The following is a 26,769-nucleotide window of genomic DNA, read 5'->3' on the forward strand; positions in this document are numbered from 1 at the left end:
AACTTAGCTCAATGCAAATGAAGAAAACTATTCAATAGGTTCGAAAAACAAGAGAAACCTCACCATTTAAACACAATTCAAAAAACGGAACGCTAAACTGGAGCCAGACTCACACAGCCAAATTAGTGAGACGTTTACGATGGTTAAATGAATGAGCTAATTTTATTTAACGTCTACCTACTTTATGGCTTGGTTTTTTTCACCATTGGCTGCGTTATCAGCTTTCGCAATTTTAAATTCAGTAAGCTAGCCATCGCTTCTGCATTACCAGCTCTCGCCCTATTTGGCTTCACCCATGCGTTACACGAATGGTCCGATCTTTATCTAAATTTGGTCGATATCCATCAGTTCTCGCACCTTTGGGTGGAGATACAAGTAATGCGAATCGTAAAATTATTGGTGTCGTTCTTAGCGCTGCTCTGGTTTGCCTGGCAGATGCTCGAGATTTTAGCTGCGCCGCATAGACGTTGGCTGCGTTACCTTATCCCGTCGTTGTTGCTGTTGTATTTGGTGGCGGCAATGGTGCACTGGTCAATCTTTCCAATTGAGCGTTCGCTTTATCTTTCGGTACAACTTACCCGCGGGATCTTCGGTTTGGTTGGCGGTGGCTTGGCTGGCATCGCGCTTATCTATTACGCCCGCGAGCTGTCCTGTAGCAACCATCAAGGGGCACAAGCCTTCGCCTATAGCGGTATATCCTTGCTGGCATACGCTCTGGCGGCAGGACTGCTGTCTTCCGATTGGGGTATATGGGTACCGATAGTACGAATGCTATGTGCATTGGCATTATTGCTCAGTTTGTTACAGGCATTAAAGCTATTTGACCAAGAGCATCAGCAGCAAATTGAGGAGCAACAGCGGCGGGTGTTGCGCGGTGAAAAGCTCCGTGCCATTGGTGAACTCGCTTCCGGTGTTGCCCATGAAATTAAGACACCGCTCAGCTACGCCACGTTAGGCTGTGACCTACTTGAAGCTCAAAGTGATCTTTCTGAGCCACAGCAACGGCAATTACATCGGATACGGCACGGTCTTGAGCGCGCTAACCACATTAGCCAGGAGGTGCTCCATTTCGCCCGTCAAAGCGACAGTTCTCCCACCAATATCAACCTAGCCAAGGTAGTTAACTCAGCCTTAGCGTTAATGCAGTTTCGTCTTAAAACCTTTGCGGTAGAGGTAGATGTGCCTGCAGAACTGGATGCAATTGGTGATGCCATTAAGGTGGAAGAGGTAATCATTAACCTCATCAGCAATGCCATCGATGCTAGCCACGACACCCATAAGATCCGTATCCACGCGGCCCTCTATGGCCAGTATGTTCAGATACAAATAATAGATTGGGGTAGCGGCATGACCGCAGCACAATTAAAACAAGCAACCAACCCATTTTTTACTACCAAGCCGCAAGGCAAAGGGACAGGCTTAGGCCTGCCGATCTGCCAACAGATAATCCACCAACACCAGGGTGAGTTTCTCTTGAGTAACAGCGCCACTGGTTTAACTGCTCAATTCACCTTGCCTCGGACGGCGCTATGACTCTATCAATACTATTGGCTGAAGACGACAAACAACTTAATGCTGCCGTTGAGGAAGCGTTAACTTTCGAAGGCTTTGCCGTCACCTCATGCTTTAGCGCAGAGGAAGCACTGGATATTGCCCAACACCGCAAGTTTGATATCGCCCTGTTTGATCTAGTTATGCCAGGCGTTACCGGGGTTGAGGCCATCGCCTCATTACGCCGTTTGCAACCAAGTATTGGCGTTGTAATTACCACCGCTTTCGCCACTGTTGATACCGCGGTCGATGCTATGAAACGCGGTGCCGATGACTTCATTACCAAGCCGTTTAACTTACCCACCTTAGCGACCACACTGCGGCGAGTTCAGGCACAACGACAACCATCAATGGCACTACCAAACGCAGCAACCAACAAGGTCTTTTCTGCGCTAGCAAATCCAATGCGGCGCACGGTAATGGAGCAATTAGCACTACACAAGCAGCTAAAGTTTATGGATCTATGTCGTTTATCTGGGGTAGAGAATCACACCCAATTTAACTTCCACCTACGCCAATTGAAGCAAAGCGGTTTAGTCGAACAGAGCGTGAGCAAGGTCTATTTTCTTACCCTCAGCGGTGAGCAGATGATGCAATTCATTACCCTTTCAACCAAAAACTAAAACTTTATAAAACAGACACTTAAATAAAATTTGATAAGAATATTTATCAACTTTGATTGGCCTGTTAATTTAACTAATCTGGAAGAAAAATCAGTGGCAGAGGATATTCACCGCAGGACAAAAATAGATATTGTCCACCGCAGGAGAATAACTGATGAAAACCCAATACCGGCTTTTAGCCACCCTAATAGCCGCCACTTTACTTGGCGGTTGTAGTGACGACGACAACAACGATAACGACGTAATTGTACCTACTAATACCGCCCCTGTTGTTGCTAATGCCACCTCTACCACCACCAGCTCAACCGCCGTGATGATCGACGTAATGAGCGCTGCCAGTGACGCTGACGGAGATGAACTGACCTTAACCACAGCTGTCGCCAAAAACGGCAAAGCCACCATTGTAAATGGCCAAATCCAATACCATCCTCAAGACTACGTTGGCGACGATACAATCGACTTTGAAGTAAGCGATGGCACCGACTCAACGGCAGCCATAGTAACGGTGACGGTATCCAAAGAAGAAGTGGTATTAAGTTACGTAGGCTCAGAATCTTGTCAAAGCTGTCATGCCGCTGAGTACGAAACCCATCAGCTTTCTGGCCACAACTTTAAGATCAGCAAAGTCAGCGATGGCACTCAGGTTCAATTTCCATACTCCGACGTCACAGGTGGCCTCCAGCTAGTACGCCATCACGACGACAACGGCAATGAAATCCCAACCATGAATAGCTTGGGTGCGCCAGATTCTTACGATGACGTAACCTACACCACTGGTGGTTACTGGAAGAAGATCCGCTGGTTTGATGCTAATGGCCATATCGTTACCGGCGATGCGGTTCAGTACAACCTCGAAGGCAGTGCCGATAACCAACAGATGAGCGGCTACCACGCTGACGATGTTGATATGATTTACGACTGTGGTAACTGCCATAACACCGGTTGGCGTCCATTCAGCAGCGGCAGCTACGAGCATCGCCAAGATGACCTACCCGGTATGGGCGGCGACTTTGCTTACGCTGGCGTTCAATGTGAAGCCTGTCATGGTGCCGGCTCTGCCCACATCAGCGCGCCAAGTAAGACCAACATAACCAAGAGCGCGACAGCGCGTACAACTGAATTACTACAAAGCGAAACCATGGGCTATGGCGCGGCCATGCACTGTGCTGAGTGCCACACCCGTGACGGCAACCGTGCTGGTGGCGATTTAGGTAACAATTACCTCAACGGCTACAAAACGGCGTTTCCTGAAGGTGAAGAGTTTGGCGGCCGCATCGCGGCCAAAGGCGGTTTAACTCGCCACCACCAAACCCACGACGAGTTCATGGGGATCGATCCTGCTAGCGGCGAGACCACTAACCCGCACTACAACGCAGGCATGAGCTGTGCAAGTTGTCACAATCCGCACAAGTCTACCGTCAACCAAGACAGTGCCGACGGCAAACATAGCGGCGCGGTTAAACAGTGTAGCGATTGTCACAGCAGCATAGCGTTCAATAGTGGCATGGTTGGTCTCCACGCCAGCTTCGAGTGTACTGATTGTCACATGCCGGAAGTAGTGAAAAATGCCACCAGTAAGGTAACTTCTGCGGGGGTCACCTTCGGCGATGAGATGACCCACGTGGTCACCATTGATCTCTACAACGACAAGAGCCAGCTGACCGATGACGGTAAATACATGAATCCGTTTTTGAAAGACGCTTGGGCTTGTGGCGAGTGTCACGCCGAAGGTAGCAAGCTGCAAAGTCTCACCGACAACTATGGCGGTAAGATCCACCAGTAAATCTGTACTGATTGCCGCACTGCAATGAGCCGCCCATTAGGGCGGCTTTTTATGGACACCGAATAACAGACTGTGTGCCTATAATTGCCAGCAATATTAGCAGCAAGCGGCAACAGCACCATTACCGGTGCAGTTCACATGCAACAAAACTAACACCGCTCCGGTCTTTGACTACCTACTTCTGAAAAGGACAACAGACCCGATGAGCCGTTTCACTTTTACCACGCTAATTCTTACCCTTGTGGGTGCCCTAAGTTTCTCTGCCCAAGCCACATTGGCCGACAGCGCCGATAAAGTCTCACCGCTGCTCAATGGCATGGAAGTACCTGCCATCACTGTGCAAAACAGCGACGGTAAATCACTGTCACTTAATCAACTGATGGAAAAAAAACCGTCGTTGGTACTGTTCTACCGTGGCGGTTGGTGCCCATTTTGTAATGCGCAGCTGGCAGGCTTACAGCAGATTGAAGCAGAGCTAGAGGCGCTTGGGGTGCAGGTGCTGGCCATTGCGCCAGAGCTTCCAGAGAATCTCAAAGAGGGTGAAGGCAAAGGTAACTATCAACTGCTGTCTGACCACAACCTCGAAGCCACCATCGGCTTTGGCTTAGGCTTTACACTGTCAGGCCCAAGTAACATCGCTTACAAAGCCAAGTTTGGTGATCGCTTAAAGCTTAGTGATTCCGGCAATGTCATCTTACCTGCTCCGGCGGCTTACCTTGTTGATACCGATGGACTCGTGCACTTCTCCTACGTCAATCCCAACTACAAGGTACGGGTTCATCCTAAGCTGATCGTTACCGCAGCGGAACTAATGGTGCAACCTTAGCGGTTGGGTAGTGCGTTTACAAAGCCTTGGTAGTCTTTAATTACCAAGGCTTTTTGATAAAAATTTCACTAAAGTTCGGTCACCAAGCTGAATCAGTAATAGCTCGATCACAGCGGTATGGCGTCGCATAGCCGATAATGGTTGCAAACCGTTTATCAATTTGAGCTTTCCGATGGCTGAAAAAATCATCTTTGATACCGATCCTGGTATCGACGACGCAATGGCACTACTGTTCGCCCACGCACACCCCAACATCAAACTGCACGCCATCACTACCGTATATGGCAACGGTGTGATTAGCGATTGCACCCGTAACGCCTGCTTCATTAATGCCAAGTTTGCTATCGGCGCCGTGGTTGCTGAAGGAGCCAGTGGGCCACTGCAACGCCCAGCAAATGGGCCAACTATATGCGTACATGGTCAACACGCTTTAGGTGATGTACAGGCCCCACTCGATACACCAATTGAGATTGATAGCCGCCCTGCCTACCAGTATATCTGCGACGAGGTGAAGGCTAACTCAGGCGAGATAACTTTAGTGGCCATTGGCCCGCTGACCAACATCGCATTAGCGCTGCAGCATGACCCCGACATCGTTAACCACGTTAAGCAGGTGGTCATCATGGGCGGCGCCTTTGGCAGCGACGGTAACTTCGGTAACGTTGCCCCCTTTGCTGAAGCCAACATTCATGACGACCCTGATGCGGCAGATCAGGTGTTTACTGCCGATTGGCCAGTAACCATTATCGGCCTCGATGTGACTCACAAAGCGTTTTTCTCCGGCGATTATCTGGAGCAACTACGCCATAGTGCTGGTGAAGCTGGAGAGTTTATCTGGCAAGTTAGCCGCCACTACCTCAAGTTTTACAGTGAGCGCTTTGGCAAAGACGGTTGTCATGTACACGATCCATCAGCGGTCGCCTTTGTGGCCGACCCAACCCTATTTGGTACGCGCAGCGGCCCAGTTCGGGTAGTAAATAGCGGGCCAATGATCGGCATGACCGTGCAAAAGACTGATTCATTACCATACTACGATGACGAATTCAGCCACTTCCGATCTCAAGAGGTCGCGATTACAGTGGATGACCAGCGTTTGTTGGCAATCTACCGCGACAGCATCAATCTGCTGGCAGATTAGCGGGGGCGGAGAGCCGTCGGCTTGCGCTTCGCTAAGGGCGACTTCCCACAACAATTGAATGCGGCGCCCTAGTAAGTCCGGTTAGCCATAGGCGTAACCGGACACCTACAAAAATCCCATCCACTTTGGCTTCTACACTCAGCCATTTCAGTCGATATCTTCCACTGCACGGAAATGGTTAGGCTAGGCGTGATCTGCTTCAAAATGCAGCCAGCTTGTGCTCATTTCCTATGACCTCTCACACCCGTTTTTGAACGTGTGAAAACTCACACTACCTCCAACTGAGTGGCGCCGTTAAAGCCAAGAGCGTATCAGTGCGTTTCGGGCAGCTTTTGCCTATAGCAAACAAATTGGAGATGAACCTTGAAGATTAAAGCCTTAGCGACAGCCGTTGCCGCAACCCTGGTGCTTGCCAGTTGTGGCAGCGACGGTGACAATTCGGTTGAATAGCCTGAGCCAGACTAATGCAGGCAGAATGGTTGGCAGAGCCTCGTATTGCCGAAGGGGCACTCGTGAGTGACCTTTTCTAAATTTAACTTCGAAATACGGTCGCACATGTGCGCCCCTACGATGCCATTCGTCGGCATGCGCTTCGCTACAACCCTTTCTGATACTGCTTATTGCTGCTACCGCTGATGCTCGCTTGCAAGGTGCTCGCTGCCCCGTCTTGCTGCGCTAACAGCGCTAAGAACTGCGCTACGGTTGCAGCGTTATCAGTGGCGACACGGGTGCCAGTCTCAATCTGGCGCAGATCGATAAAGCCGTGGGTCAACTGCTTTAAGTCGTTTATTGCGTCGAGATTAAGGAAGTTATCGTTGGCGTAGATAACATTGTGATCACCACGCTGCTTATCAATTACAAAACTGCTGTTTTTGAAGCTCACCAACGACGCCGATTTATCACACTTACGCAGACAGCCCTCAGTAAAGCGCGGCTTATGACAACCAACGGTTTGTTGCAAGAAGCACATGCGGCTGGTCATCAACGCTTGCGGGTGATAAATACTGTAATAGAGATCCATCCCCTTCGGTGCTGCAATCGGGTAGAGCTGACGACGGCTTAGCTCGTTAGATAGAAAGCCACCAACACAACCAAATTGCTGCTGTAACACCTCAAAGGCATAGCTATTCGTTAGGTTAAACTGCGGTCCAGCAACCCATTTAAGCCCCAATGATTGCGCAATTTTAACGATACCGGAGTTATTGGTTACTAACCGGCTAGGCCTTACCCGTTCAAGAAAACGCTTAGCTGCGTCGAAGTGTTTACCCAGTAAGATAGCTGGAAACCACGGCAACAATCGCGGCTGCTCAGTGAACAGCTCAACCATGGCATCAAACTGGCGATCCAGCGCCTCCGGTAACTGGTAGTAGAGCTCAACCGGCTGCTGCAACAGCGCCTCACTCGGTGCTCGGTTTAACAATACCGCCAGCTTTGCGGTTTCGGTTCGGGTCTGCTTTTGTGGCGCCGCAGGTAAGGCAACTTCTGGTTGCAGCGGCTTGCCGTCACGCAGGTAAGTAAACAGTTGCTCACGCATTGCGGTTAGCTCAGCAAATGGTAACAACAGCTGCTCACCTAGGCTTAACAGCTGCAATGGTTGCAACTGATGATTGGCGTCATTAAGGGGCTTGAAGATCGGTAGCAGGGTATCGATATCCAATTGACGTTTATCGGCACTGATTAACGCTGAAGAGGATTGCAGCGTCCACACCTGCGCAGCTTGTCCACGATCGCGGATAAGTGTGATCGTTAATGGTTCACCGTGTTGGCCCGACAGGCTCAATGTTAGCGGGCGCTTACTTATGTCTAGTGGTGCAATGGCATCGCTAACGTGGTTGATAATGTCGGTTTTAACATCGTAAAGCGCACGCTTGATCTGTTTAAACTCAGCTTCGGTGCTGATCTGCGCTTGCTTCGCAAAGTGATAGGCGCTGTTATCCCGAGGGTTGTTGCTGTACATCGAATGATTGATATCACCATGGAGGAAGCCCGCAGTAAAATCACGGTTAAATACGGTGTAGAGCAGATCACTACTCTGCGCTAACGGCTTATCTTGGCAGTAGTTATCAATCTGCTTGCGCCACTGATCTACCACGCTGTAAACGTAGTGCGATTTCTTAATGCGCCCTTCCACTTTCAATGAATAAACCCCAGCGTCCGCCAGCTCAGCCATATCGCTAAAGGCACTGTTGTCTTTCATGTTGAGTGGGAAGTCGCTGCCAGCCGCGGTGGTTTGGTAAGGGTCACGACAGGGCTGACTGCAACGACCTCGATTGCCGGAAGAGCCATTGTGCTCAGAGCTCATGTAACACAAACCAGAGAAGCCAATGCAATAGGAGCCATGCACAAACACCTCCATCTGCACGCCCCGCTCCGCACCAAAGCTGGCCAACGGTTTGATCTCTTTGAGGCTAAGCTCACGAGACAGATTTACCCGACTCGCGCCAAGTTGATTTAGGAACTCAATCTGGCCGCTGTTATGGGTATTCGATTGGGTTGAAGCGTGCACATCTAGCTGGGGAAAGTGCTGCTTCACCAAACCAAACAAACCGATGTCTTGCAAGATCACCCCATCTACATCGCTGTTATGCAATAGGTTGAGCAGTTTCCACATTTGGACAAACTCGCTCTGCAAAATAATGATGTTAAGGGTGAGAAAGATCTTACAACCGTGCTGATGAGCAACTCGGATCACGCCATTGAGTGCATCAAAATCGAGGTTATCGGCACGATGACGGGCATTAAATTTATCTAAGCCACAGTAGACAGCATCAGCACCAGCTGCGATGGCCGCTTTGATAGAGTCTATATCTCCACCTGGTGCCAATAGTTCAAATCGATTACTCATGCCGCTGCCTCTGGGTTAAATCAGCGGCGCATTGTAATGACTACTGGATAGCCTGTATAGCCAAGTTTACCACTAGAAAATGCCATAACCTTGCGTAAGAGATTGATACCTAAAGTTATAGGCCTTGGATATTGTTTATCCGCCTTGTTGAATAACTGCACTATTTCCACGATGTTGCCGTCGAGCCCTCTCCCTAGGGCCAATATTGATAGCTCTAACGGCAAACCGGTTGTGAGGCTGGGACGCAAAATGACAGCGCAACATGGAATTGTTATGGGCTGCATTACTGGGTGACGCCATATGCTTTTGTGTTTAGTACTTCACAAGGTTTTTTTAAATGAAACGGACTTCATTAGCTTTACTGACCGCAGTTGCGTTAACGCCCGCTGCACAAGCCGCTTTTGTCCCTATTACCTGCGTTATCGATCAGCCTGGACAGATCAACGCCTTGATTAATACAGATGGTAAAATCACCGCGGTAACCAAATTAAAACGAGACCCAACCAAAGAGATCTACCCAATTCGCTATCGTAACGATGAGTCTAGTCAGGAACGTTATGGCGCCGCTACCGCTACCTTTACTGTCAACATGCAGGCCGACAACTGCGGCTTTGACTCCAACTACGTCGTCACACTGAAAAGCACCAACGACAGTAAGCCGTGGCAGCAATTTTAGATAAGTAATGATAACGATCGTAGCAAGGTATTAAGCGCTAACTTCGATGATGGTGTTTATCAACCGGTGCCGGTAGTGCTGAGCGAAGGCAAACAACCCGGTGATGCCCTACCTACCCCGCAAGCCTTTGAGTATTCCGGTAGCCCTTTCGCGCCGATATTCAGTATCGATACCCTGCTGCGCCAACTCGATTCCGAATACGCCTCTTACGCCGAGCAGCAAGGTTGGTTCGAAACCAAACCGGGCAGCTACCACCAGCGGTTGTGGGTGAACAAGCACTGCATATCAATGCGCACGGAAATCCATGGTTATATCGGTTAACTGCCGCCAGCCAAGACGGCACCATTGCGGTTGGTTATATGCAGCGCAAAGCTGAAACCGACGCGGAGCCGACTGATGAAAAGCACAGCGTTACACGGTGATATGGGAGTTAGGCCGCGCCGCTGCAGCCCTTGAAGAGAAAGGTTCTCACGCTGAAGTCAGCAACGAACTGGTGTTCTTCCCGTCGGCCCATCTGGTTAGCCATTATCAACCCGAGAGGGAAGAACCGGGCTATACTTATCCCGTCGATTCGCTCGACCAAATAGCCACCAACGCCAATCTCACCATGAGCAAAGTCAGCCAGATCATCAACTATGGTCCAAGTGAGTACTTAATCGCTGGTCAATCAGCTTCCGGTAAGCCCATGTTAGCCATCGTTGTAACTCAGTTTTGGCGTGGCGCCGGAGAGCCGATCTAAACCGCAGGCTACCTAACCCACACCAACTAACAACAGAGCCTGCTCCGGTAGGCTCTTACTATTTCTGATAGGGGTGACCATTTAACTCCACTTCGGTTAACCACATCCGCGTCGCCAACTCCAATTGATGGTAGTTGGGTAACATATGTTGGCACAGGGCGTAGAAGTTCTTATCGTGCTGTTTCTCTTTTAAATGTGCCAGTTCGTGCACTGAGATCATCCGCAGCAACGGTTCTGGTGCTCGCTTAAACATGCTACCAATGCGGATCTCATTCTTACTTTTGAGTTTGCCCCCCTGCACTCGACTAACCGTAGTGTGGGTACCTAGGGCGTTATGCACAATATGCAGCTTGCCATCGAACTGCACCTTACTGAGCGGCCCTGACTTCTTCATGTATTGCTGCTTGAGAGTCATGATGTAATCGCGCAACGCGTTATCGCTGCCAATATGATGTTGCTGCGGGTAGTTATGACGGAGCCACTCTCCTAAACGCTGCTCGGCAATAAGCTGCTGCACCTGTTGCTGCAAGGTCTCAGGATAGTGGGCAAGGTAGCGTAATGGCGTCATGGGTTGGTGTGCGCTCAAAGGGGTTAGCTAAATGGCGGCAGTGTGCGATAACCGCTCGTGAGGATCAAGTTTGGCCAGTTTCCACACACTTCACTGAGCCCAATTCAGACATCGGCATGCATAACCATCATTTGTATTCATGCATCCACGACTTAGTATAAAAATCAGTCGCATTCCTATTTAGTTAGGGGCATCACGGATAGCACGGAGCAACCCATGAGCGAAGCCGCCATCAATAACCTCACCATAGGCACTGGTGCCACCTTAGCACCACCGCAGTTTGACGATCCCTACCAGCAGCGCCTGCACGATAAACAACGATTGGCGGCCGCCTTCCGAGCATTTGCGCTGTACGGCTTCGATGAGGGCTTAGCTGGGCACATTACCGTTCGCGATGCGGTCGAACCAGAGACCTTTTGGGTAAATCCGCTGGCATTGCATTTTTCACTAATTAAAGCATCGCATTTAGTGCGCGTCGATCATCACGGCAATGTGGTTGAGGGCGATGCAATGGTAAATAAAGCCGCCTTCGCCATCCACTCGCGAGTACACCAGTCGCACCCTAGCATTAACGCAGTGGCTCACTCCCACAGCCGCTACGGTCGTGCTTTTGCGGCACTGGGGCAGCCACTGCAACCGATCTCCCAAGACGCCTGTATGTTTTTTGAAAATCACGCCGTTTACGACGACTTTGGCGGAGTGGTAATGGAACTCGATGAAGGTCAACGCATAGCCAATTCCCTCGGCGCTAACTGTGCCGCGATCTTGCAAAACCACGGCCTATTAACTGTTGGCAGCAGTGTAGATGCAGCCTGTGCCAACTTCATCATCATGGACAGTTGCTGCCACAGTCAACTGTTGGCGCAAGCGGCAGGCGAACTAAAGCTGATTCGCCCCGAAGTCGCTCGCCAAGCCAAACAGATCACCGCCTCTGAACTGGTTACTTGGGGCAACTTCCAACCGCTATACCAAAAGCTGCTGAGCCAAGACGCCAGCTTCCTCGACTGATGCAGGCCACTGCTCTTACTCAAATACTGTTGCCATTAGCACTGGCGCTGATCATGTTCGGCATGGGACTGTCGCTACATCGGCGAGACTTCAGCCGCCTATTCAAGCTGCCGCAATCGGTGGCAGCCGGCTTATTGGGGCAGGTGATTGGCTTGCCGCTACTGGCGCTACTGGTGATAGTGGTATTTAACCTATCTACACCACTGGCCATCGGCTTAATGCTCGTGGCAGTGTGCCCCGGCGGGACCACATCCAATCTGTTATGTCATTTGGCGCGGGCTAATTTGGCTCTGAGCGTGTCGCTTACTGCCCTAAGTAACCTCATCTGTGTGGTTACTGCCCCCCTGTTGGTGGGCTTATCGTTGCAATGGTTTGCCACGGGTGCGGCGGTGGAGTTTTCCCTAGTAAATACTGCTTTGGGTCTGTTTGCTATCTCGTTATTGCCGGTTGGCGTCGGCATGGTGGTTCGCCACTACTATAGTGATTGGGCTGAACGTACCGAACCGGTGTTTAGAGGTTTCTCGATTGCGGTGCTGATATTGCTGATTGTTGCGATTACTGTGCAGGAGTGGCACTTACTGACAACCATGCTCGAACAGCTATTGTTGGCCTGCTTAACGTTCAACCTGCTCGGCTTAGCCATCGGCTATGGCTTAAGTAAGTTGTTTAGCTTAGATAATAACGACACCACCACCGTTGCCATTGAGGTCGGGGTACAAAACACTACGCTGTCGATGTTGATCGCCATTACGTTCCTCGGCCACCCAGACTACGCTATTACCGCTGGGGTCTATGGTTTGGTGATGTACCTTGGCGCAGCGGTAACCATCGGCTTACGTCGCTATCAGCGCAATCAAGTTGTTGATAACAAATCATCGCAGCAACTGTAATTGCCACTGCAAAGCCAACTCTTTGGCAGCCATATTACTCATAACTTTGGCCCGAGCGCGCAATACAGCGGACGCAGAACATCACTACCAATACTGATATAATTCGGCTTTTACTCTTGTGGACGCACTATGAAAATCTGGGTAGATGCCGATGCTTGTCCAACGGTGATCAAAGAGATCCTGTTTAAAGCTGCCGATCGTACTAAAACACAAACCACCCTAATTGCTAACCACAGCATTCGGATCCCACCGTCACCCTACATTCAGTTTCGCCAAGTCAGCAGCGGCTTTGACGTTGCCGACGACTGGATTGTCACTCAAGTCGAAAGCGGCGATCTTGTGATCACTGCTGATATTCCCTTGGCTGCAGAAGTGATTGAGAAAAAAGCCCTCGCGCTCAACCCTCGAGGTGAGATGTACAGCGCCAGTAACATCCGCCAGCGCCTCAACATGCGTGATTTTATGGATACCCTCCGCTCCAGTGGCGTACAAACCGGTGGACCACCAGCACTGAGCGCACAAGATCGCAAAGCTTTTGCTGGTGAACTCGATCGCTGGTTAGCTAAGAAAGCGCGCCAAGTTCGCTGACCCAGTTGGTTACTACTAATGATTGTTTTCGGGGGCTGTGCTGCTAACTTGAACTAAAACCGATTTGACGGAGCTAACCATGCGTTATCTACTGCCGCTCGTTTGTTTGATCGCTTCGCTCACCTTCTACGGCATGGGCATGCACTCTGGCTTCATCATTCTTCTGATCGCTGGCGTCGCGCTGGAGATTGGCTTCTGGTTTGGGTTAGCCCGTCTGTTGCCGAGCAACCAGCCAACGTCGAAAAGCCCGACAAAAACATAGTTGCAATAATGGCCGCATAAAAAGTCACGCTTGCCGCATCTTTCGTCACTCAAAGACCTGTTCTTTGCATCCTTATGCTGACAGCGCTACTCTGGCGTTTTTCCTCATTAAGTCGCTTCAGTGATCAACGAAATATCCATTCTGACTACCCTAGCGGTAGTGCATTTAGTCGCTCTCGCTAGTCCTGGACCAGACTTTGCTCTGGTTGTCCAAGCTGCCGGTAAACATGGCCGCAAAGCCGGTCTAGCCATCGCCTTAGGGATCTCCCTCGCCATTTTGCTGCATGCAGTATTTGCCATTACTGGGGTGTCGGTATTGATTCAACAACTGCCAGCGCTCGGCGTAGCGTTAAAAGTGGCTGGTGGTTGTTACCTGCTGTACTTGGGGATTGGCGCGCTGAAAACCGTGCCCGGTCGATTACGGCAAGGTGATGGACCATTACTAAAGGGGAGCGCTGACAGCCTCAACATTAAGCAAGCCACCATCAAGGGATTTGTTACAAATCTATTAAACCCAAAGGCCTTGGTATTCTTCTTGAGCCTATTAACCAGCTTAGTGCCAACGCAGATGTCGATGGCAGGCAAAGGCGCAGCTATTGGGATTCTGTGGGGGTTGTCGTTTGCATGGTTTGCACTGCTCTCTTATCTCCTCACCGGCAAGCGCATGCAGCAGAAACTGCAAGGCATTGCGGTGTGGATTGACGCGCTGTGCGGCACGGTCTTTACCTTGGTTGGTGGGATTATTCTAGGCAGTGTACTGATGGCTACTATTGGTTAACTCCCCCGGTTTAAAGCTTGCGGATCTGTTGCTCTAGTTCAAAGCCACTATCAGTGACGATCCGCTCTAACACTTCGACTCGCTCTGCCAGCTTTTTATTATGCTGCCGTAGCTCAGCAAGCTCTTTGGTTAGCTCATCGGGCCCAGTACCATCGCCGGACATGCTAATGTCGCCAACACCAAACCATTTGTCCCAAAGATTGGCGCGGCCACTCTTTATCTTTAGCTGCGACTTACGGTAATCGAGCCAAACCGTGAACGATAAAAAACCAAACACCAGTAATAATGTAAAAACGCCACCGATCTCCATTGTTGCTCTCCTACCCTAACTTCTGAAACTGTTGCTGCAGATCATAGTTGCCATCGGTAACTATGCGTTCCAACACCTCCACCCGCTCCATCAGCTGTTCATTATGGCTTTCAAGCTGAGCTAAACGCTGTTCGAGATCGGTATTTTGTTTGTTGGCGCGCGAGCGATTTCGCTCCTTCATAATCTGCGGAATAACCCCCATCACCGTTGAAATCGCTACTATCACAACAATCGCTGTCCAAAATTCCATACCCGTTTCTCCTATCGATTAACCCTCAAACATCGTAGCTCGAGGGGAGGGTGTCAAGTTCAGCTACTGGATGGGCCTCAATGACACCACAAATGCACATTGTTACTAAAATGTAAGCAAAGAACAGGCCAATGCAAAATATTCAACGCTGACGCTGTTATTGCGCAGATACCAACGTCGATAGGTAGTAAAAATAGCCGATAAGTGGCGAAAGTGACGGAATGCCGTAAGGCGTGCTAGAGCTGATGACGCCTAAGGTAAGTGCTGAGATCGACCCCGAGCCAAATCAGGGTTGGAGTGAGCATATCGGCCCATTGTTGCCGATGCGGTTCGCCCAGATAGGGCTGTGCGACACTGGGGCGGGTAAGCCCAAACTGGCGCTGCCCCAACTGGCGATAGTCCTGTAATGGCGACAGATCGTAATCCGCCAGCGCAGCGTCGATAAATTGCTCCAATGGCCTTTTCGACCACTGCTTTAATGCGCCGAAGTCCTGCAGTAATGGATACAACACCGGTGTAGTCCAATGTTGCCAATCAGGCTGGGCCTGAATCAAACCGATATTGCGCAGATGCAATTGCGCCCACAGCTCTTGCTCATCAGCGCCTTCTCGCAGCAGATGCCAATAGAGATAGAGATCCGCCAACACTTCGCGGTTCCAGTGCTGCGGCCAATTGTGTGGTTGTAACCTAGCTAACCAGTGCGAGTGTTGTGTCGCAACATGCCCTATCTCGTGGTAGTAGGTGGAGCGATAGTTTCTAAGAGAGGGGCGTTCGTACAGCGTTTCATCCAGCAACACCAAGTGATTACGTTGCAGCGTTGTCGGGTTCAATAAGATTAACGCGTCGTGCTCTGCCAGCAGAGTCACTCCCCCTTGCCCCTTAACTGCGCGGCGCATCGAGCCATAATAATCCCCGGGCCACAGTTGAGTTAGCACCTGTTGCCACTCAAGACTGAGCTGGCACTGCTGTAACTGATCTAAGCGGCACATTTGATGAGCGGGGATCGCTTGGCCAAGTGAAGGCAGGAGGGCCAGCAAAGCGGCTGGCCATAATAGCATTGTGAAGCGCTTCCTTGCGCTTACCATATCAGTCCTGAGAACGAATGGTTTTGATGATTGCCGAGGTAGAGCAACCATCTTCAAAGCCAAGGATTTTCACCTCACCACCGTTATCTAGCACTTCCCGATGACCTGCGATCTGCTCCACTTCGTAATCTCCCCCCTTCACCAGCATATCCGGAAGGGTTTGGGCTATCAGGCGTTGTGGCGTATCTTCGGCAAACGGTACCACCCAATCTACCGCCCCCAATGCCGCCAGAACCGCCATGCGACGATCGACGCTGTTGACTGGGCGGCCATCGCCTTTTAAACGACGCACTGAGTCGTCGTCATTCACTGCGACAATCAACCGGTCACCAAGCTTGCGCGCCTGCGCCAAATAAGAGACATGACCAGCATGCAGGATATCGAAACAGCCGTTGGTCATTACTACGGTTTCACCACGAGCTTTGGCCTCCGCGACAGCCAGCTGCAGTTGGCTTTCGTTAACCACGCCGAAGCCTGATTCATCGTGCATGTCCGACACCATCGCCGCTACTTCAATCGCCGACACCGTTGAGGTGCCAAGCTTGCCCACCACAACCGAGGCCGCCGCATTCGCTAAGGCACAGGCTTGATCCAGCTCCGCACCAGAAGACAACGCCGTAGCCAGAGTAGAGATAACCGTATCACCGGCTCCGGTAACATCGTAAACCTCACGGGCCATTGCTGGTAAGTGCAGCTCTTTGTGGCCAGGACGCAGTAAGGTCATGCCCTTCTCAGAACGGGTGATTAGCAGCGCTTCGAAGTCGTACTGTTCAATCAATGCCAAGCCTTTGTTGACCAGGTCCGCCTCATCGGCCACTTTGCCAACAACCAGTTCAAACTCAGACATGTTCGGCGTTAGCAGGGTCGCACCGCGGTACTTTTCAAAGCTGCCGCCTTTAGGGTCGATAAGCACTGGTACCGATGCAGCACGAGCCAGTTGGATTAAATCCTGTACTTGGGCTAGCGCACCTTTGGCGTAATCGGACAATACCATCACTTTATTGGGAGCGAGATTTTTCTCGGTGGCCGCTTTCAGTGGTGCCGTGGCTTCTAGGCCAAAGTCCTCTTCGAAATCGAGGCGCAATAACTGCTGGTTGCGAGACAACACTCTCAGCTTAGTAATGGTTGGTGCGTTGGCAACTTCGACCAGCTGAGGTTCAACCCCAAGGCCGGTTAAACTGGCTTTCAGTACTTGTGCGGCTTCATCAGCGCCAACTAAGCCTACTAGTTGCGCTTGCCCGCCAAGTGCAGCAACGTTTAATGCCACGTTCGCCGCGCCGCCAGGACGGTCTTCAGTTTGGTCTACTTTAACCACTGGAACTGGGGCTTCAGGAGAGATACGACCGGTTGGTCCTACCCAATAACGGTCGAGCATCACATCACCAACCACCAATACCTGAGCCTGTTCAAAGGCCGACAGGGCTACTTTCATCGCCACACTCTTTTAGCTATAACTGATTAATTCTTCAGTTTATCACAGCAGCAATGAGTAACTAGCCCATATTGCATTGCCGCGATCACTGAAGCGGCATACATTGCTCACAAGCTTGCACTTCAGCTCTACGTCGTCAATTGCATCAACATGGTGATTTTCGCTATAGTTCCGCTTTACGCCATGGCATCTCCAGCCCATTTTTCTGCCACTAAAATCGGTCAAACATGATTACAGAAGCTCAATTTGAACGCCGCTTACTCCATCCAAAGTTTTGGCTGCTATGGGCCGGGGTCGGTTTACTCAAGCTGCTGGTAAAACTGCCACTGTCGACCCAAGTAAGTTTGGGGCAACGAATTGGCCGTGGCTTTAAAAAATTTCAACCTAAGCGTGTTAAGACCGTGCAGCGCAATATTGAGCGCTGCTTTCCGCAGATGTCTGCGACGGAACAACAACAGCTACTGGATGCCAACTTTGACGAGATCGGCATGGCATTATTTGATACCGGTAACGCTTGGTTCTGGAGCGATGAGCGGATTCAACAGCATATGGAGATCGAAGGTGATGAACACCTGCGAGCCGCTCAAGATGCCGGCCACGGGGTTATTCTGCTGGCGTCCCACTGTTTAATGCTCGAGCCCGGTGCTCGCGTGTTTGGCCAGATGCATCAAGGGGTTGGTGTCTACCGCCCCAATAAGAACCCACTACTTGAGTATCTACAGAGCGCCGGGCGCTTGCGCTCCAATAAGGGCCTCATTAAGAAAAAAGAGGTGCGGCAGATGGTGAAGGCGCTGCGTAAAGGCGAAGTGCTGTGGTACACCCAAGATCAAGACGCCGGCGGTCGCGGCGTGTTTGCCAACTTCTTTGGGTTGCGCTGCTCCACTGCCCCCGGTGCGCCAGCGCTGGCGAAAATGGGTAAGGCGCAAGTGCTGCCGTTCTTTGTTGAACGCAAAGCCGATGCCAGCGGCTATCGAATTAAGATGCACCCGCCGTTAACCGATTTCCCAAGTGGCGATGACCAAGCGGATGTTCAACGGGGTAATGACGAGACAGAGAAGCTGGTACGGATGCGCCCAGAACAATATATGTGGCTGCACCGCCGTTTTAAAACCCAAGAGGGAACCCGCGATAAAACTGAGTTTTATCGTTAATCTTGGCTATAGCTAATACCGACAAAAGGTCTGCTTACTCGCAGGCCTTTTTGGGGCTGTGTCGTAGTTAGCTGTTGAAGTTTATCTTAAGCCTTTGGCTTCACCGATTTCGGTGCTTTGAGGGGACAATGTCGCGGTGGCGACGGCACATTCTTGTATGCATTAGGGAAAGCTCTGCCCCCCTTTGCAATCCCCCTTTGCCTTAGGTCGCAGCCCAAAACGCTTCGCTGGACTGCTCCAATGCGGCAGCAGATCAACGGCGGTAGGGCTTTAACTGCATTGGAAAGAACAACTCTTAATTGGTACACAGCCTTTTTGATTGCTAGGCGGCATTGGATCTCGATCTTAGCCGTGGTGTCGCAATCCGCCACACTACAAACACGCTTTACCGCTACAGCTGAAGATTAGGCTGGATAAAGTCGATAAAGGCGGAGATGCGCCGCGCCACTGACGACGATTTGTAGAACACCGCGTTGATCTGCTCCCGCTCTCGGTTTTCCAGCTTATCTGATTCCAATAGCGAGATAAGCCGTCCGGCCTCAATATCTTGCTTAACCATAAACCCCGACAAACAGGCGATACCATTACCCGCTAGTGCCAATTGCCGCACGGTTTCACCGTTACTGCTGGTAAATGCAGGGGTTAATGATGCAAAACCTTTCAGTGGCCAATTGTTCAGTGCCTTGATCCCAGAGAAACCGATGGTGTCGTGACTGGACAACTCTGCCGTTCGCTGTGGAACTCCGCGTCCAGCTAGGTACTCTGGGCTCGCAACGATATACAAACGACTGTTGCCCAACGGCCTGGCATGCAGGGTCGAGTCCGCTAGCTTGCCAATGCGAATGGCAACATCGGTTTTATGCTCAAGCAGATCGACGAAGCCTTCATTGGAGGTCAACTCGAGTTGGATATCTGGGTAGGTTGCGTTAAAGCGCTTTATTAACGGCACCAACTGATGAAACACAAACGGACTGGCGGCATCGACACGCAAACGCCCTTGAGGTAACTCCCCCCGCGAGATCAGCTCCTCTTCTGCCGCTTGGATCTGCTGCAACCCAAGTCGAACCGAATCTACAAATTGGCGCCCCTCATCGGTTAACTCTACTCGACGGGTGGTTCGATTGAGAATAGAAACACCGAGCTGCTTCTCTATCTTACTGACTGCCCGTGACACTCGCGCCACTTGAATATCCAAGGCATTTGCTGCCGCGGAAAAACCTCCGCTATCGACTACCGTCACCAAAATTTCAAGATCGTCTGAGCGTGTTTGCATCGGCTGTACTCACGTTGCGCCATTATTGACACCAAATATAACAAAAGTAATTTGCTATAGGTGCTGTTTTTAACAATACAAAATTTACCCATAATCGCCGCATTGAAATTAACTCTGCGTCGATGTTGGCGCGGGGTAGATGCCTTTTACACAGCGAGAATCATTATGCCGTTAGCATTACTTGCATTGACGTTAAGCGCCTTTGCCATCGGAACTACCGAATTCGTCATCGTTGGCTTAATCCCAACCATGGCCACCGATCTAAACGTGTCATTGCCTTCTGCAGGCTTGCTTGTCAGCCTATATGCACTAGGCGTTGCCATTGGTGCTCCAGCGCTTACCGCACTCACCGGAAAATGGAATCGAAAATACGTTCTACTGGCAGTGATGTCACTGTTTGTGCTTGGTAACGTGCTGGCGTGGCAAGCGCCGGGCTATAACACCTTGATTGTGGCGCGCATTTTAACTGGCCTCGCTCATGGTGTGTTCTTCTCTATTGGTTCAACCATCGCTACGGGTTTAGTCGCGAAAGAAAAAGCCGCGAGCGCTATTGCCATCATGTTCACTGGCTTAACAGTTGCTTTGGTAACCGGTGTACCTTTAGGCACCTATATTGGTCAAGCATTTGGCTGGCAGACCACCTTCTTAGTTGTTGCGGTACTTGGGTTAATTGCCCTTATTGGCAGCGCCATCTTAGTGCCTAACAACCTAAAACAACCGCCAGCAGCGAAGTTGTCTTCACAATTTAAGGTATTACTGCAACCGCGTTTATTGTTGGTTTATGCGATTACTGCATTAGGTTACGGTGGCACATTTACCGCATTTACCTTCTTGGCTCCAATCTTAGAGCAGGTATCTGGTTTCAGCTCTAGCACCATCGGTTTAATCATGCTGGTGTACGGTGCATCGGTTGCCGTTGGTAACATCTGGGGCGGCAAAATGGCTGACAGCATGGGGCCAATCAAAGCGTTGAGCATTATCTTCGCGGCGCTTGCCACCATCTTAGTTGTGTTTAACTTTACTGCCGTTAACCCAATTGCAGCAGTAGCGACCATTTTAGTTTGGGGGGCATTTGCCTTTGGTAACGTCCCGGGACTGCAGGTTTATGTAGTTCAACTGGCTGAGAAGCACACCCCAGATGCGGTTGATGTAGCTTCTGGTTTGAATATCGCGGCTTTCAATGTCGGCATCGCATTTGGCTCTTGGGGCGGTGGCATCATCGTCGATAAAGCGGGCTTGATGCATACCCCTTGGGTTGGTGCAGTAGTAGTTCTGGTTGCTCTGGCACTAACACGCTTTAGCGGACGCCTTGATAAGCGCGCTAACCAAACAGAGCAGTTGCAACCTAAGCTTGCTTAATACGCTAACAGATACAGCAAAGAGGGCTAACCGCAAGGTTAGCCCTCTTTGCTGTTACGCCAATTGATGCAGTTTAATGTTCGAACATCTGCTGCCATAACAGCGCAACCTGTTCACAGGCTTTAGGCTTTTCCGCTAGCGGGACTATGCCTTTATCCCCGGCCAAGACTCGATGATGGTTATCGTCGCGCAGTTCGATGTAGGTGCTGGTGAGCAGCGCCGCCTGCTCGGGGCTTATCAACTCAGCCTTCAGGGCCGCTTCGAGAATGCGGACGTTATCGCTAAAGCGCACCAAACCTGAGGCCTCAGCGCTGTGTGCCAACACCAGATATTGGGTCATGAACTCAATATCGGTGATGCCACCGCAACCCTGTTTTAAATCGAACCATTCTTTATTGGATTTATTCAGGTGATCGCGCATCTTTTGTCGCATCTTAACCACCTCTAGCTGCAACGCTTGGCGATCTCGACGCTCCATTAAGATCCCATGACGCAACCGAGCAAAGCGTTGCGCCAATGAGTCATCACCAAAAACAAAGCGAGCTCTGGTTAACGCTTGATGCTCCCAGGTCCACGCTTCCCGTTGTTGATATTCCTCAAAGCGACCTATTTGGCTCACCAGTAAACCACTTTGCCCCGATGGCCGTAAGCGCATATCAACTTCATACAGTACCCCTGACGAGGTGCGAGTTGAGAACAGATGTAAAATCCGCTGAGCGAGCTTGATGTAGAAATGGCTAGCATCAACGGCTTTATCGCCATCGGTATCGCCAACATCCGCTTGATGTAAAAACACCAGATCAAGATCAGAGCCGTAGCCTAATTCGAACCCACCTAACTTACCGTAGGCCACTACTCCAAAACCGCGATTACCATCATCAAGGTTATGCGGCACCCCGAAACGCCTGCTGATTTGATACCAGGCCATTTCGACTACTTTTTCAATAATCGCTTCTGCCAACCATGACAGATGATCACTAACCTTCATCACCGGCAGCACGCCAGTTACGTCCGCGGCGGCGATGCGAAGTTGCTGTGCCTGCTTAAACTGACGCAATGCCTCCATCTGCAACTCCAGATCATCATCGCTAATGCGCAGCATAAACTCACGCAGCTCGGCAGCGTAGCCCTGCGCAGGTAACGGTTGGTACAATGCGACCGGATCGATAAGTTCATCAAGCAGCACTGGATAGCGAGCCAGTTGCTCAGCAATCCACGGGCTACTGGCACACAGGTTAGCTAATTGGGTTCGTGCACCGGCCTTTTCGAGCAACAATTCCAGATAGGTGGTACGCGTTAGGATGGTCAGCAGCACACTTTCTAGGCGCAACCACACCGCTTCGGCATGGCCGCGTTTAGCGAGCTCTTGCCACATATGTGGCATCAACTTATCCAAGGTTTCTCGGCCGCGAGGACCTAAGCGACGTTGTTTAAAATCATCTCGGCTGCGTTGCAACTTAGGCCACAATTCAGGCTCGATTTGTTGTTCCGTCAGAATCGCTTCGCCATCCAGCTTGTTGTTTTGATCGAGCCACAATGACGGCAGTGCCCCGAGTTCTTGCTCGTCATCGTCACTATCGCCAATGGTGATCCGAAATACCTGGTGAATATCGGCCATCGCTTGGTCGATCTTCACCAGCAGTTGGTCAGCGTTTTCATCGCCCATTGCCAACGCTAGTCGAAGCAAGTCGTCTGGATTATTCGGCAAGGTTTGAGTTTGCTGATCGTTGAGGGCCTGCAAGCGGTTTTCGACCGATCGCAAGAGGTCATAACCTTGCCGCAGTCGCTGTTTATAACCAGCACCTAAAACCCCTAAGCGCTCTAGCTCCTCTAGCGCCGGCCGTAAAGGTTGCATCCGTAAGCCAGGTTCGCGACCACCACGGATCAACTGATGGCTTTGCACCACAAATTCAACTTCACGAATGCCGCCAGCACCCAGTTTGATGTTATCGCGAATAGCCTGCCGACGGATTTGCGCCTCGATCAATCCCTTCATGCGCCGCAACGCATCAATCGCGGAATAATCAAGGTAACGTCGATACACAAACGGCCGCAGCATCGCATTCACCTCTGCCGCCGCACTGTCATTACCAAGTACCCGCGCCTTTACCATCGCAAAGCGCTCCCATTCACGTCCCTGTTCTTGGTAGTAATCTTCCAGTGCCGCCAGCGATACCACTAACGGTCCCGCCTCACCAAAAGGGCGCAGGCGCATATCAACTCGATAGCAAAAACCATCAACGTCAGTTTTGGCCAACAGGTTAATCAACTTCTGGCCAATGCGAATAAAGTATTGTTGGTTGTCCCATTGGCGCCGACCACCTTGGGTTTCGCCATGTTCGGGATAACAAAAGATCAGATCGATGTCGGAGGAGAAGTTCAGCTCTGCTCCCCCAAGCTTACCCATACCAAGGATCAACAGCGGTTGTTCAATGCCGTCACTGTTACTGGCTCGACCCCATGCCACCGCCTGCAGATTAATAACAAAGTCGCGGGCCGCAATAACCACTGCTTCAGCTAGGGCTGATAGATGGGTTAATGATTCATTCAGATCAGCAAGGTTAAGTAGATCGCGACAGGCAATACGACATAACTCACGATTGCGAAAACGACGTAGCGTTTTGGCTCCGTCAGCTTCGCTGGGACACAGGGCTAACTCAGCGGCGAGCTGGGTGGCATAGTCGGGATGACGCAATGTTGCTTGCAACTGCCCCTCGCCCCACAACATGGTTAACCATTGTGGGTCTCGCGCCAGCTGGTTACCAACAAACTCCGATAGCGCCAACAACCGCCAGATTTGAAGGTGGGCGTTATCCCCTAATTGTGCCAAGGTGTCGGGACACAATCGCTGCCACAAGCGCAGGGCTTGTGTCTGCAGTGCCGCGCTAAGTTGGGGATCATGGGGTACGCTGGTCATTGTCTAACGCCTTGTTTATTCTAACCTGATATACAGCAGAAGCTCACTGTAGCAACCTTAGTGCAGCGAGCCCACTATGAAGCACTATTTGATAGTCGTTAAGCATCACCTCTATGCTTGATGGTTATTGCACCATCGAGCCATCTTAAGGAAAGGAAGCAGTATGGAAGGCATTTTGCCGTTGTCACTTCTGCCGTCAGCAGAGCATCTATTGCTGCAAGGCATCGATCTGGTATTGGTGCTGCTATTGTTCGTGGCTGCTCGCTATAGCCACGGCTGGTTTAGTGGGGTTGATAGTACTTCAGAGCTGGCTGAGCGTGACAACGTGGCCTTTGGGATAAGCGTTGCTGGTGGTGTGGTTGCCCTCGCCATCGCACTGTCGGAAGTGTTTATGCTGCCGTTGGTCAATCAACCAATATTGCATGGTCTGAGGCTGCTCGCCCTTGGGATCGGCTCGCTGCTGATGATCCGTCTCGGCCGCTGGAGCTACGATAAGTGGGGCCTCCACCGCTTTGATAAGCGTGAGCTGATCCTTGAAGGCAATATCGCGATGGCGTTGGTGGACGGTGCTGTCGCTTGTGCCATTGCGATGGTACTAAAAGGCAGTATGGTCTGGTTTGATGGTTTGCATTGGGGCACGGTTCCGATGCTATTGGTCAACTTCATCGCCGCACTGACGCTGCTGGTGCTGATCAGCCGCGTATTGGAGTGGCGTTTCTCCCGTCACAATCAAGGGGGCAGCCTACAACAAGCGCTAGCGCAAGGGCATATGCCAGTGGCTATCCGCCACGGTGGTTATCTTTTGGCTTGCGGCCTGTTGATGCACAGCAGCGGCCTGTCCTCTATCTTTTCGCCCAACGAACCGGTGAGCAATCTGGCCATTTGGTTCAGTTTATCGGTGTGCAAGATTCTATTGTTGATTATCTTTTCTTCGCTACTGCGATACTTGGTGTTAGCCAAGGTCAAAGTCAATGAAGAGATTGAGCTGCAAAATAACGGTGGCGTGGCCGCGCTTGAAGGGGCGCTGGTGTTTGCCTCAGCGTATCTCATTAGCCACCTATTCTAACGGTTTAAGTTGTTCTATTTTATCGTTAAAATAGCACTTAACTAGATGTAACTATTCACTTTAAATAACCATGGCACTGGCATTGAAAGACGTATTGGAACGCAGTGGATTTTACCATCTCGATGAGTTCGGGGTGAAAAACTACCACCTAAAAGCACTACTCATCACCTCGATTTTGACCATGGTGATGCTGTGTACTGGATTGGGCTACCTCACCTACCTGTTTGAAGTTGGTGCTGAAGGAGCGAATGTCACCAACTATGCCGAAGCGGTGTGGCTGATGTTGATGTCCGCCTCCACCATCGGCTTTGGCGATTTTTATCCGGTCACCTTAGGTGGTCGGATCGTTTCAGTGGTTATGTTTAGCTTAGGGGTAGGCATTTTAGGTGGCATTGGCGCCATGTTTGCTACCCGTATGTTTGGCTTTTCAGACACCAACGTCAAAAACCGCGAGCTGCGCAAACAAAACGCCGAAATCTTAGAGAAAGTAACGGCACTTGAAGCCAAACTTGACAGGCTGCTGCAACAGAAACAGTAACTTAGTTCGATTGCAGCCAAGCCGTTAATAGCGCCAGTTGGGTCAAACCATACTGGCGTTGTTGTAACAGCTCAACCAAAGTGGATTGTGGCACTTCGCTCGCCGCCAATTGCTGTTGGGCACGAGCAAGCCACTGAGGCTGCGATTGCCACTGCTGCGCCTGCTGCCATAACGACAACAGCGGTGCCAGTGCTTGTTGGTCGCCGCAGAGCAAACGCTCCTCGTTGCGTTGCCACGCCGACAACACCGCTGCAGGAGTCTCTTGCCACTGGGTGACTACCGCTGCCGCAGGTTGCAGCTGGGCTAACCGATAGCCCCGTGCAGCCTTGGAGTCGAGTCCCAATCGCAACGGTTGCTGCTGCATCACTTCGGCCACTAGTGGTAGCAACGATTTGGCATCACCGCTGATAAGCTCCAACTCCAGTTCCGCAATAGTTAGAGATTGTTCGCCTGCAAGGATCTCGCCTTGATCAAGGGCAACCTCAACGACCGCATCGACAATCTGCAACTCCCCTTTTTGACGAACAAAGTCGGTGGCGAACTGCGGCTGTAACTGGGCGTTGATCAATGCCACCTCGTCATCGGCAAAGATCCCTGCGGGAAACAGGCTCAAATCAGGACGGTCACTAACCACATCAACATTGTACTCTGGGCGTGCATGCATTCCGCCAACTACCTCACCAGCAGTTTTCAGCGTCATCTCTTGTTGAGTGCCTTTGCGACGGATTCGAAGGCCCATATCCTTTTTTCTTAAGATCTGTTGATCCGTATCAAAATAAATATTTCCGAGAGTATCGTTGCTCGTTGCCTCCAAAAGCGCTGGCCAGCGCCAGTCACAGAGGCGCTTAGAGCAACAATTCGGGGGTAACAGCAGTTTAATTTCTATTTCCATAACACTTTAATTTTTAATTAGAATTTCAGTAAGATGACGTTCATGTTTCAACTGTAATATCAGTGTAATAATTCTGCCATACGATGCGCTCGATTCGAATAAACAACACTTCGCTGCGCTATAAGATAAAATATGGCAGTGTGCACATGAGAAATCATCTTGCGTATCAAATTCAGGTAAGTATGATTCGCTCGCCTAACATAGGGCTCCACAGCAGGAACT

At 50.8% G+C, this 26,769-nt stretch carries 26 protein-coding genes and 1 riboswitch; of the genes, 17 read left to right on the forward strand and 9 right to left on the reverse strand.

The window, feature by feature from the left end; all coding sequences use genetic code 11:
- Positions 1 to 147 precede the first annotated feature (147 nt).
- The 5 genes from HER31_RS12945 (at position 148) to HER31_RS12965 (ending at position 5,921) form a co-directional block, all read left to right on the forward strand.
- The gene (locus HER31_RS12945) at positions 148 to 1,533 is read left to right on the forward strand and encodes a sensor histidine kinase (protein WP_168660982.1); all 1,386 of its coding nucleotides are present in this window, start codon (positions 148 to 150) and stop codon (positions 1,531 to 1,533) included.
- Positions 1,530 to 2,174: a response regulator gene (locus HER31_RS12950; protein ID WP_168660983.1), complete on the forward strand. Its 645-nt coding sequence runs from the start codon at positions 1,530 to 1,532 to the stop codon at positions 2,172 to 2,174. Before HER31_RS12945 ends, HER31_RS12950 begins: the two co-directional genes overlap by 4 nt.
- Positions 2,175 to 2,328: 154 nt before the next feature.
- Positions 2,329 to 3,957 (forward strand): Ig-like domain-containing protein, encoded by a 1,629-nt coding sequence (locus tag HER31_RS12955; RefSeq protein WP_168660984.1) that lies wholly within the window; start codon positions 2,329 to 2,331, stop codon positions 3,955 to 3,957.
- A 202-nt stretch (positions 3,958 to 4,159) separates the two neighbouring features.
- Positions 4,160 to 4,783 (forward strand): peroxiredoxin-like family protein, encoded by a 624-nt coding sequence (locus HER31_RS12960; RefSeq protein ID WP_168660985.1) that lies wholly within the window; start codon positions 4,160 to 4,162, stop codon positions 4,781 to 4,783.
- 172 nt (positions 4,784 to 4,955) lie between these two features.
- Positions 4,956 to 5,921, forward strand: a complete 966-nt coding sequence (locus tag HER31_RS12965; protein ID WP_168660987.1) for a nucleoside hydrolase — start codon at positions 4,956 to 4,958, stop codon at positions 5,919 to 5,921.
- A gap of 595 nt (positions 5,922 to 6,516) precedes the next feature.
- Here HER31_RS12965 and HER31_RS12970 read toward each other — a convergent pair.
- Positions 6,517 to 8,766 (reverse strand): peptidase U32 family protein, encoded by a 2,250-nt coding sequence (locus HER31_RS12970; RefSeq protein ID WP_168660989.1) that lies wholly within the window; start codon positions 8,764 to 8,766, stop codon positions 6,517 to 6,519.
- Between the two features lie 209 nt (positions 8,767 to 8,975).
- Positions 8,976 to 9,057, forward strand: a riboswitch (cyclic di-GMP riboswitch).
- A 46-nt stretch (positions 9,058 to 9,103) separates the two neighbouring features.
- Between HER31_RS12970 and HER31_RS12975 the strand changes: the two genes are divergently transcribed.
- From HER31_RS12975 to HER31_RS12985, 3 genes are all read left to right on the forward strand, one after another.
- Positions 9,104 to 9,442 (forward strand): hypothetical protein, encoded by a 339-nt coding sequence (locus HER31_RS12975; protein ID WP_168660991.1) that lies wholly within the window; start codon positions 9,104 to 9,106, stop codon positions 9,440 to 9,442.
- Between the two features lie 66 nt (positions 9,443 to 9,508).
- Positions 9,509 to 9,763, forward strand: coding sequence for a hypothetical protein (locus HER31_RS12980; RefSeq protein WP_168660993.1), 255 nt, complete (start codon positions 9,509 to 9,511; stop codon positions 9,761 to 9,763).
- Positions 9,764 to 9,860: 97 nt separating this feature from the next.
- Positions 9,861 to 10,181: a hypothetical protein gene (locus HER31_RS12985; protein WP_168660995.1), complete on the forward strand. Its 321-nt coding sequence runs from the start codon at positions 9,861 to 9,863 to the stop codon at positions 10,179 to 10,181.
- A gap of 58 nt (positions 10,182 to 10,239) precedes the next feature.
- Here the strand turns inward: HER31_RS12985 and HER31_RS12990 are convergent, their stop codons facing one another.
- Entirely contained in the window at positions 10,240 to 10,749 is a 510-nt protein-coding gene (locus HER31_RS12990; protein WP_168660997.1) for a M48 metallopeptidase family protein, read from the reverse strand.
- 216 nt (positions 10,750 to 10,965) lie between these two features.
- On the opposite strand from HER31_RS12990, the gene HER31_RS12995 reads away from it, so the two are divergent.
- The 5 genes from HER31_RS12995 (at position 10,966) to HER31_RS13015 (ending at position 14,274) form a co-directional block, all read left to right on the forward strand.
- Positions 10,966 to 11,757 (forward strand): class II aldolase/adducin family protein, encoded by a 792-nt coding sequence (locus HER31_RS12995; protein ID WP_168660999.1) that lies wholly within the window; start codon positions 10,966 to 10,968, stop codon positions 11,755 to 11,757.
- Positions 11,757 to 12,647: a bile acid:sodium symporter family protein gene (locus HER31_RS13000; protein WP_168661001.1), complete on the forward strand. Its 891-nt coding sequence runs from the start codon at positions 11,757 to 11,759 to the stop codon at positions 12,645 to 12,647. Before HER31_RS12995 ends, HER31_RS13000 begins: the two co-directional genes overlap by 1 nt.
- Positions 12,648 to 12,776: 129 nt before the next feature.
- Positions 12,777 to 13,235: a YaiI/YqxD family protein gene (locus tag HER31_RS13005; protein WP_168661003.1), complete on the forward strand. Its 459-nt coding sequence runs from the start codon at positions 12,777 to 12,779 to the stop codon at positions 13,233 to 13,235.
- A gap of 79 nt (positions 13,236 to 13,314) precedes the next feature.
- Positions 13,315 to 13,497 carry a hypothetical protein gene (locus HER31_RS13010; protein WP_168661005.1) on the forward strand — a complete coding sequence of 61 codons (183 nt, stop codon included), beginning with the start codon at positions 13,315 to 13,317 and terminating at the stop codon, positions 13,495 to 13,497.
- A 120-nt stretch (positions 13,498 to 13,617) separates the two neighbouring features.
- Positions 13,618 to 14,274, forward strand: a complete 657-nt coding sequence (locus tag HER31_RS13015) for a LysE family translocator (protein ID WP_238786827.1) — start codon at positions 13,618 to 13,620, stop codon at positions 14,272 to 14,274.
- 10 nt (positions 14,275 to 14,284) lie between these two features.
- Here the strand turns inward: HER31_RS13015 and HER31_RS13020 are convergent, their stop codons facing one another.
- The 4 genes from HER31_RS13020 to hldE form a co-directional block, all read right to left on the reverse strand.
- On the reverse strand, positions 14,285 to 14,584 hold the full coding sequence (locus HER31_RS13020) for a hypothetical protein (RefSeq protein WP_168661007.1): 300 nt from the start codon (positions 14,582 to 14,584) through the stop codon (positions 14,285 to 14,287).
- Between the two features lie 10 nt (positions 14,585 to 14,594).
- Positions 14,595 to 14,834: a hypothetical protein gene (locus HER31_RS13025; RefSeq protein WP_168661009.1), complete on the reverse strand. Its 240-nt coding sequence runs from the start codon at positions 14,832 to 14,834 to the stop codon at positions 14,595 to 14,597.
- Between the two features lie 236 nt (positions 14,835 to 15,070).
- Complete coding sequence (locus tag HER31_RS13030) at positions 15,071 to 15,892, reverse strand: hypothetical protein (RefSeq protein WP_168661011.1); 822 nt, start codon at positions 15,890 to 15,892, stop codon at positions 15,071 to 15,073.
- Positions 15,893 to 15,920: 28 nt separating this feature from the next.
- Positions 15,921 to 17,351: a bifunctional D-glycero-beta-D-manno-heptose-7-phosphate kinase/D-glycero-beta-D-manno-heptose 1-phosphate adenylyltransferase HldE gene (hldE, locus tag HER31_RS13035; protein ID WP_168661013.1), complete on the reverse strand. Its 1,431-nt coding sequence runs from the start codon at positions 17,349 to 17,351 to the stop codon at positions 15,921 to 15,923.
- Positions 17,352 to 17,578: 227 nt separating this feature from the next.
- Here hldE and lpxL point away from each other — a divergent pair, with 227 nt between their 5' ends.
- Positions 17,579 to 18,502: an LpxL/LpxP family Kdo(2)-lipid IV(A) lauroyl/palmitoleoyl acyltransferase gene (lpxL, locus tag HER31_RS13040; RefSeq protein ID WP_168661015.1), complete on the forward strand. Its 924-nt coding sequence runs from the start codon at positions 17,579 to 17,581 to the stop codon at positions 18,500 to 18,502.
- A gap of 391 nt (positions 18,503 to 18,893) precedes the next feature.
- Here lpxL and HER31_RS13045 read toward each other — a convergent pair whose 3' ends face one another.
- The gene (locus HER31_RS13045; RefSeq protein WP_168661017.1) at positions 18,894 to 19,775 is read right to left on the reverse strand and encodes a LysR family transcriptional regulator; all 882 of its coding nucleotides are present in this window, start codon (positions 19,773 to 19,775) and stop codon (positions 18,894 to 18,896) included.
- Between the two features lie 165 nt (positions 19,776 to 19,940).
- Here HER31_RS13045 and HER31_RS13050 point away from each other — a divergent pair, with 165 nt between their 5' ends.
- Positions 19,941 to 21,134 (forward strand): MFS transporter, encoded by a 1,194-nt coding sequence (locus HER31_RS13050; RefSeq protein WP_168661019.1) that lies wholly within the window; start codon positions 19,941 to 19,943, stop codon positions 21,132 to 21,134.
- Between the two features lie 73 nt (positions 21,135 to 21,207).
- Here the strand turns inward: HER31_RS13050 and glnE are convergent, their stop codons facing one another.
- Positions 21,208 to 24,051, reverse strand: coding sequence for a bifunctional [glutamate--ammonia ligase]-adenylyl-L-tyrosine phosphorylase/[glutamate--ammonia-ligase] adenylyltransferase (gene glnE / locus HER31_RS13055; RefSeq protein WP_168661021.1), 2,844 nt, complete (start codon positions 24,049 to 24,051; stop codon positions 21,208 to 21,210).
- 163 nt (positions 24,052 to 24,214) lie between these two features.
- Between glnE and HER31_RS13060 the strand changes: the two genes are divergently transcribed.
- Both HER31_RS13060 and HER31_RS13065 read left to right on the forward strand, forming a co-directional pair.
- Entirely contained in the window at positions 24,215 to 25,117 is a 903-nt protein-coding gene (locus HER31_RS13060; RefSeq protein WP_168661023.1) for a DUF350 domain-containing protein, read from the forward strand.
- 70 nt (positions 25,118 to 25,187) lie between these two features.
- Positions 25,188 to 25,655 (forward strand): potassium channel family protein, encoded by a 468-nt coding sequence (locus tag HER31_RS13065; protein ID WP_238786828.1) that lies wholly within the window; start codon positions 25,188 to 25,190, stop codon positions 25,653 to 25,655.
- Position 25,656: 1 nt separating this feature from the next.
- Here the strand turns inward: HER31_RS13065 and HER31_RS13070 are convergent, their stop codons facing one another.
- Positions 25,657 to 26,547, reverse strand: a complete 891-nt coding sequence (locus tag HER31_RS13070) for a CYTH domain-containing protein (protein WP_168661025.1) — start codon at positions 26,545 to 26,547, stop codon at positions 25,657 to 25,659.
- Positions 26,548 to 26,769: the final 222 nt, after the last annotated feature.

This window comes from Ferrimonas lipolytica (assembly GCF_012295575.1).
Classification (GTDB): Bacteria; Pseudomonadota; Gammaproteobacteria; order Enterobacterales; family Shewanellaceae; genus Ferrimonas; species Ferrimonas lipolytica.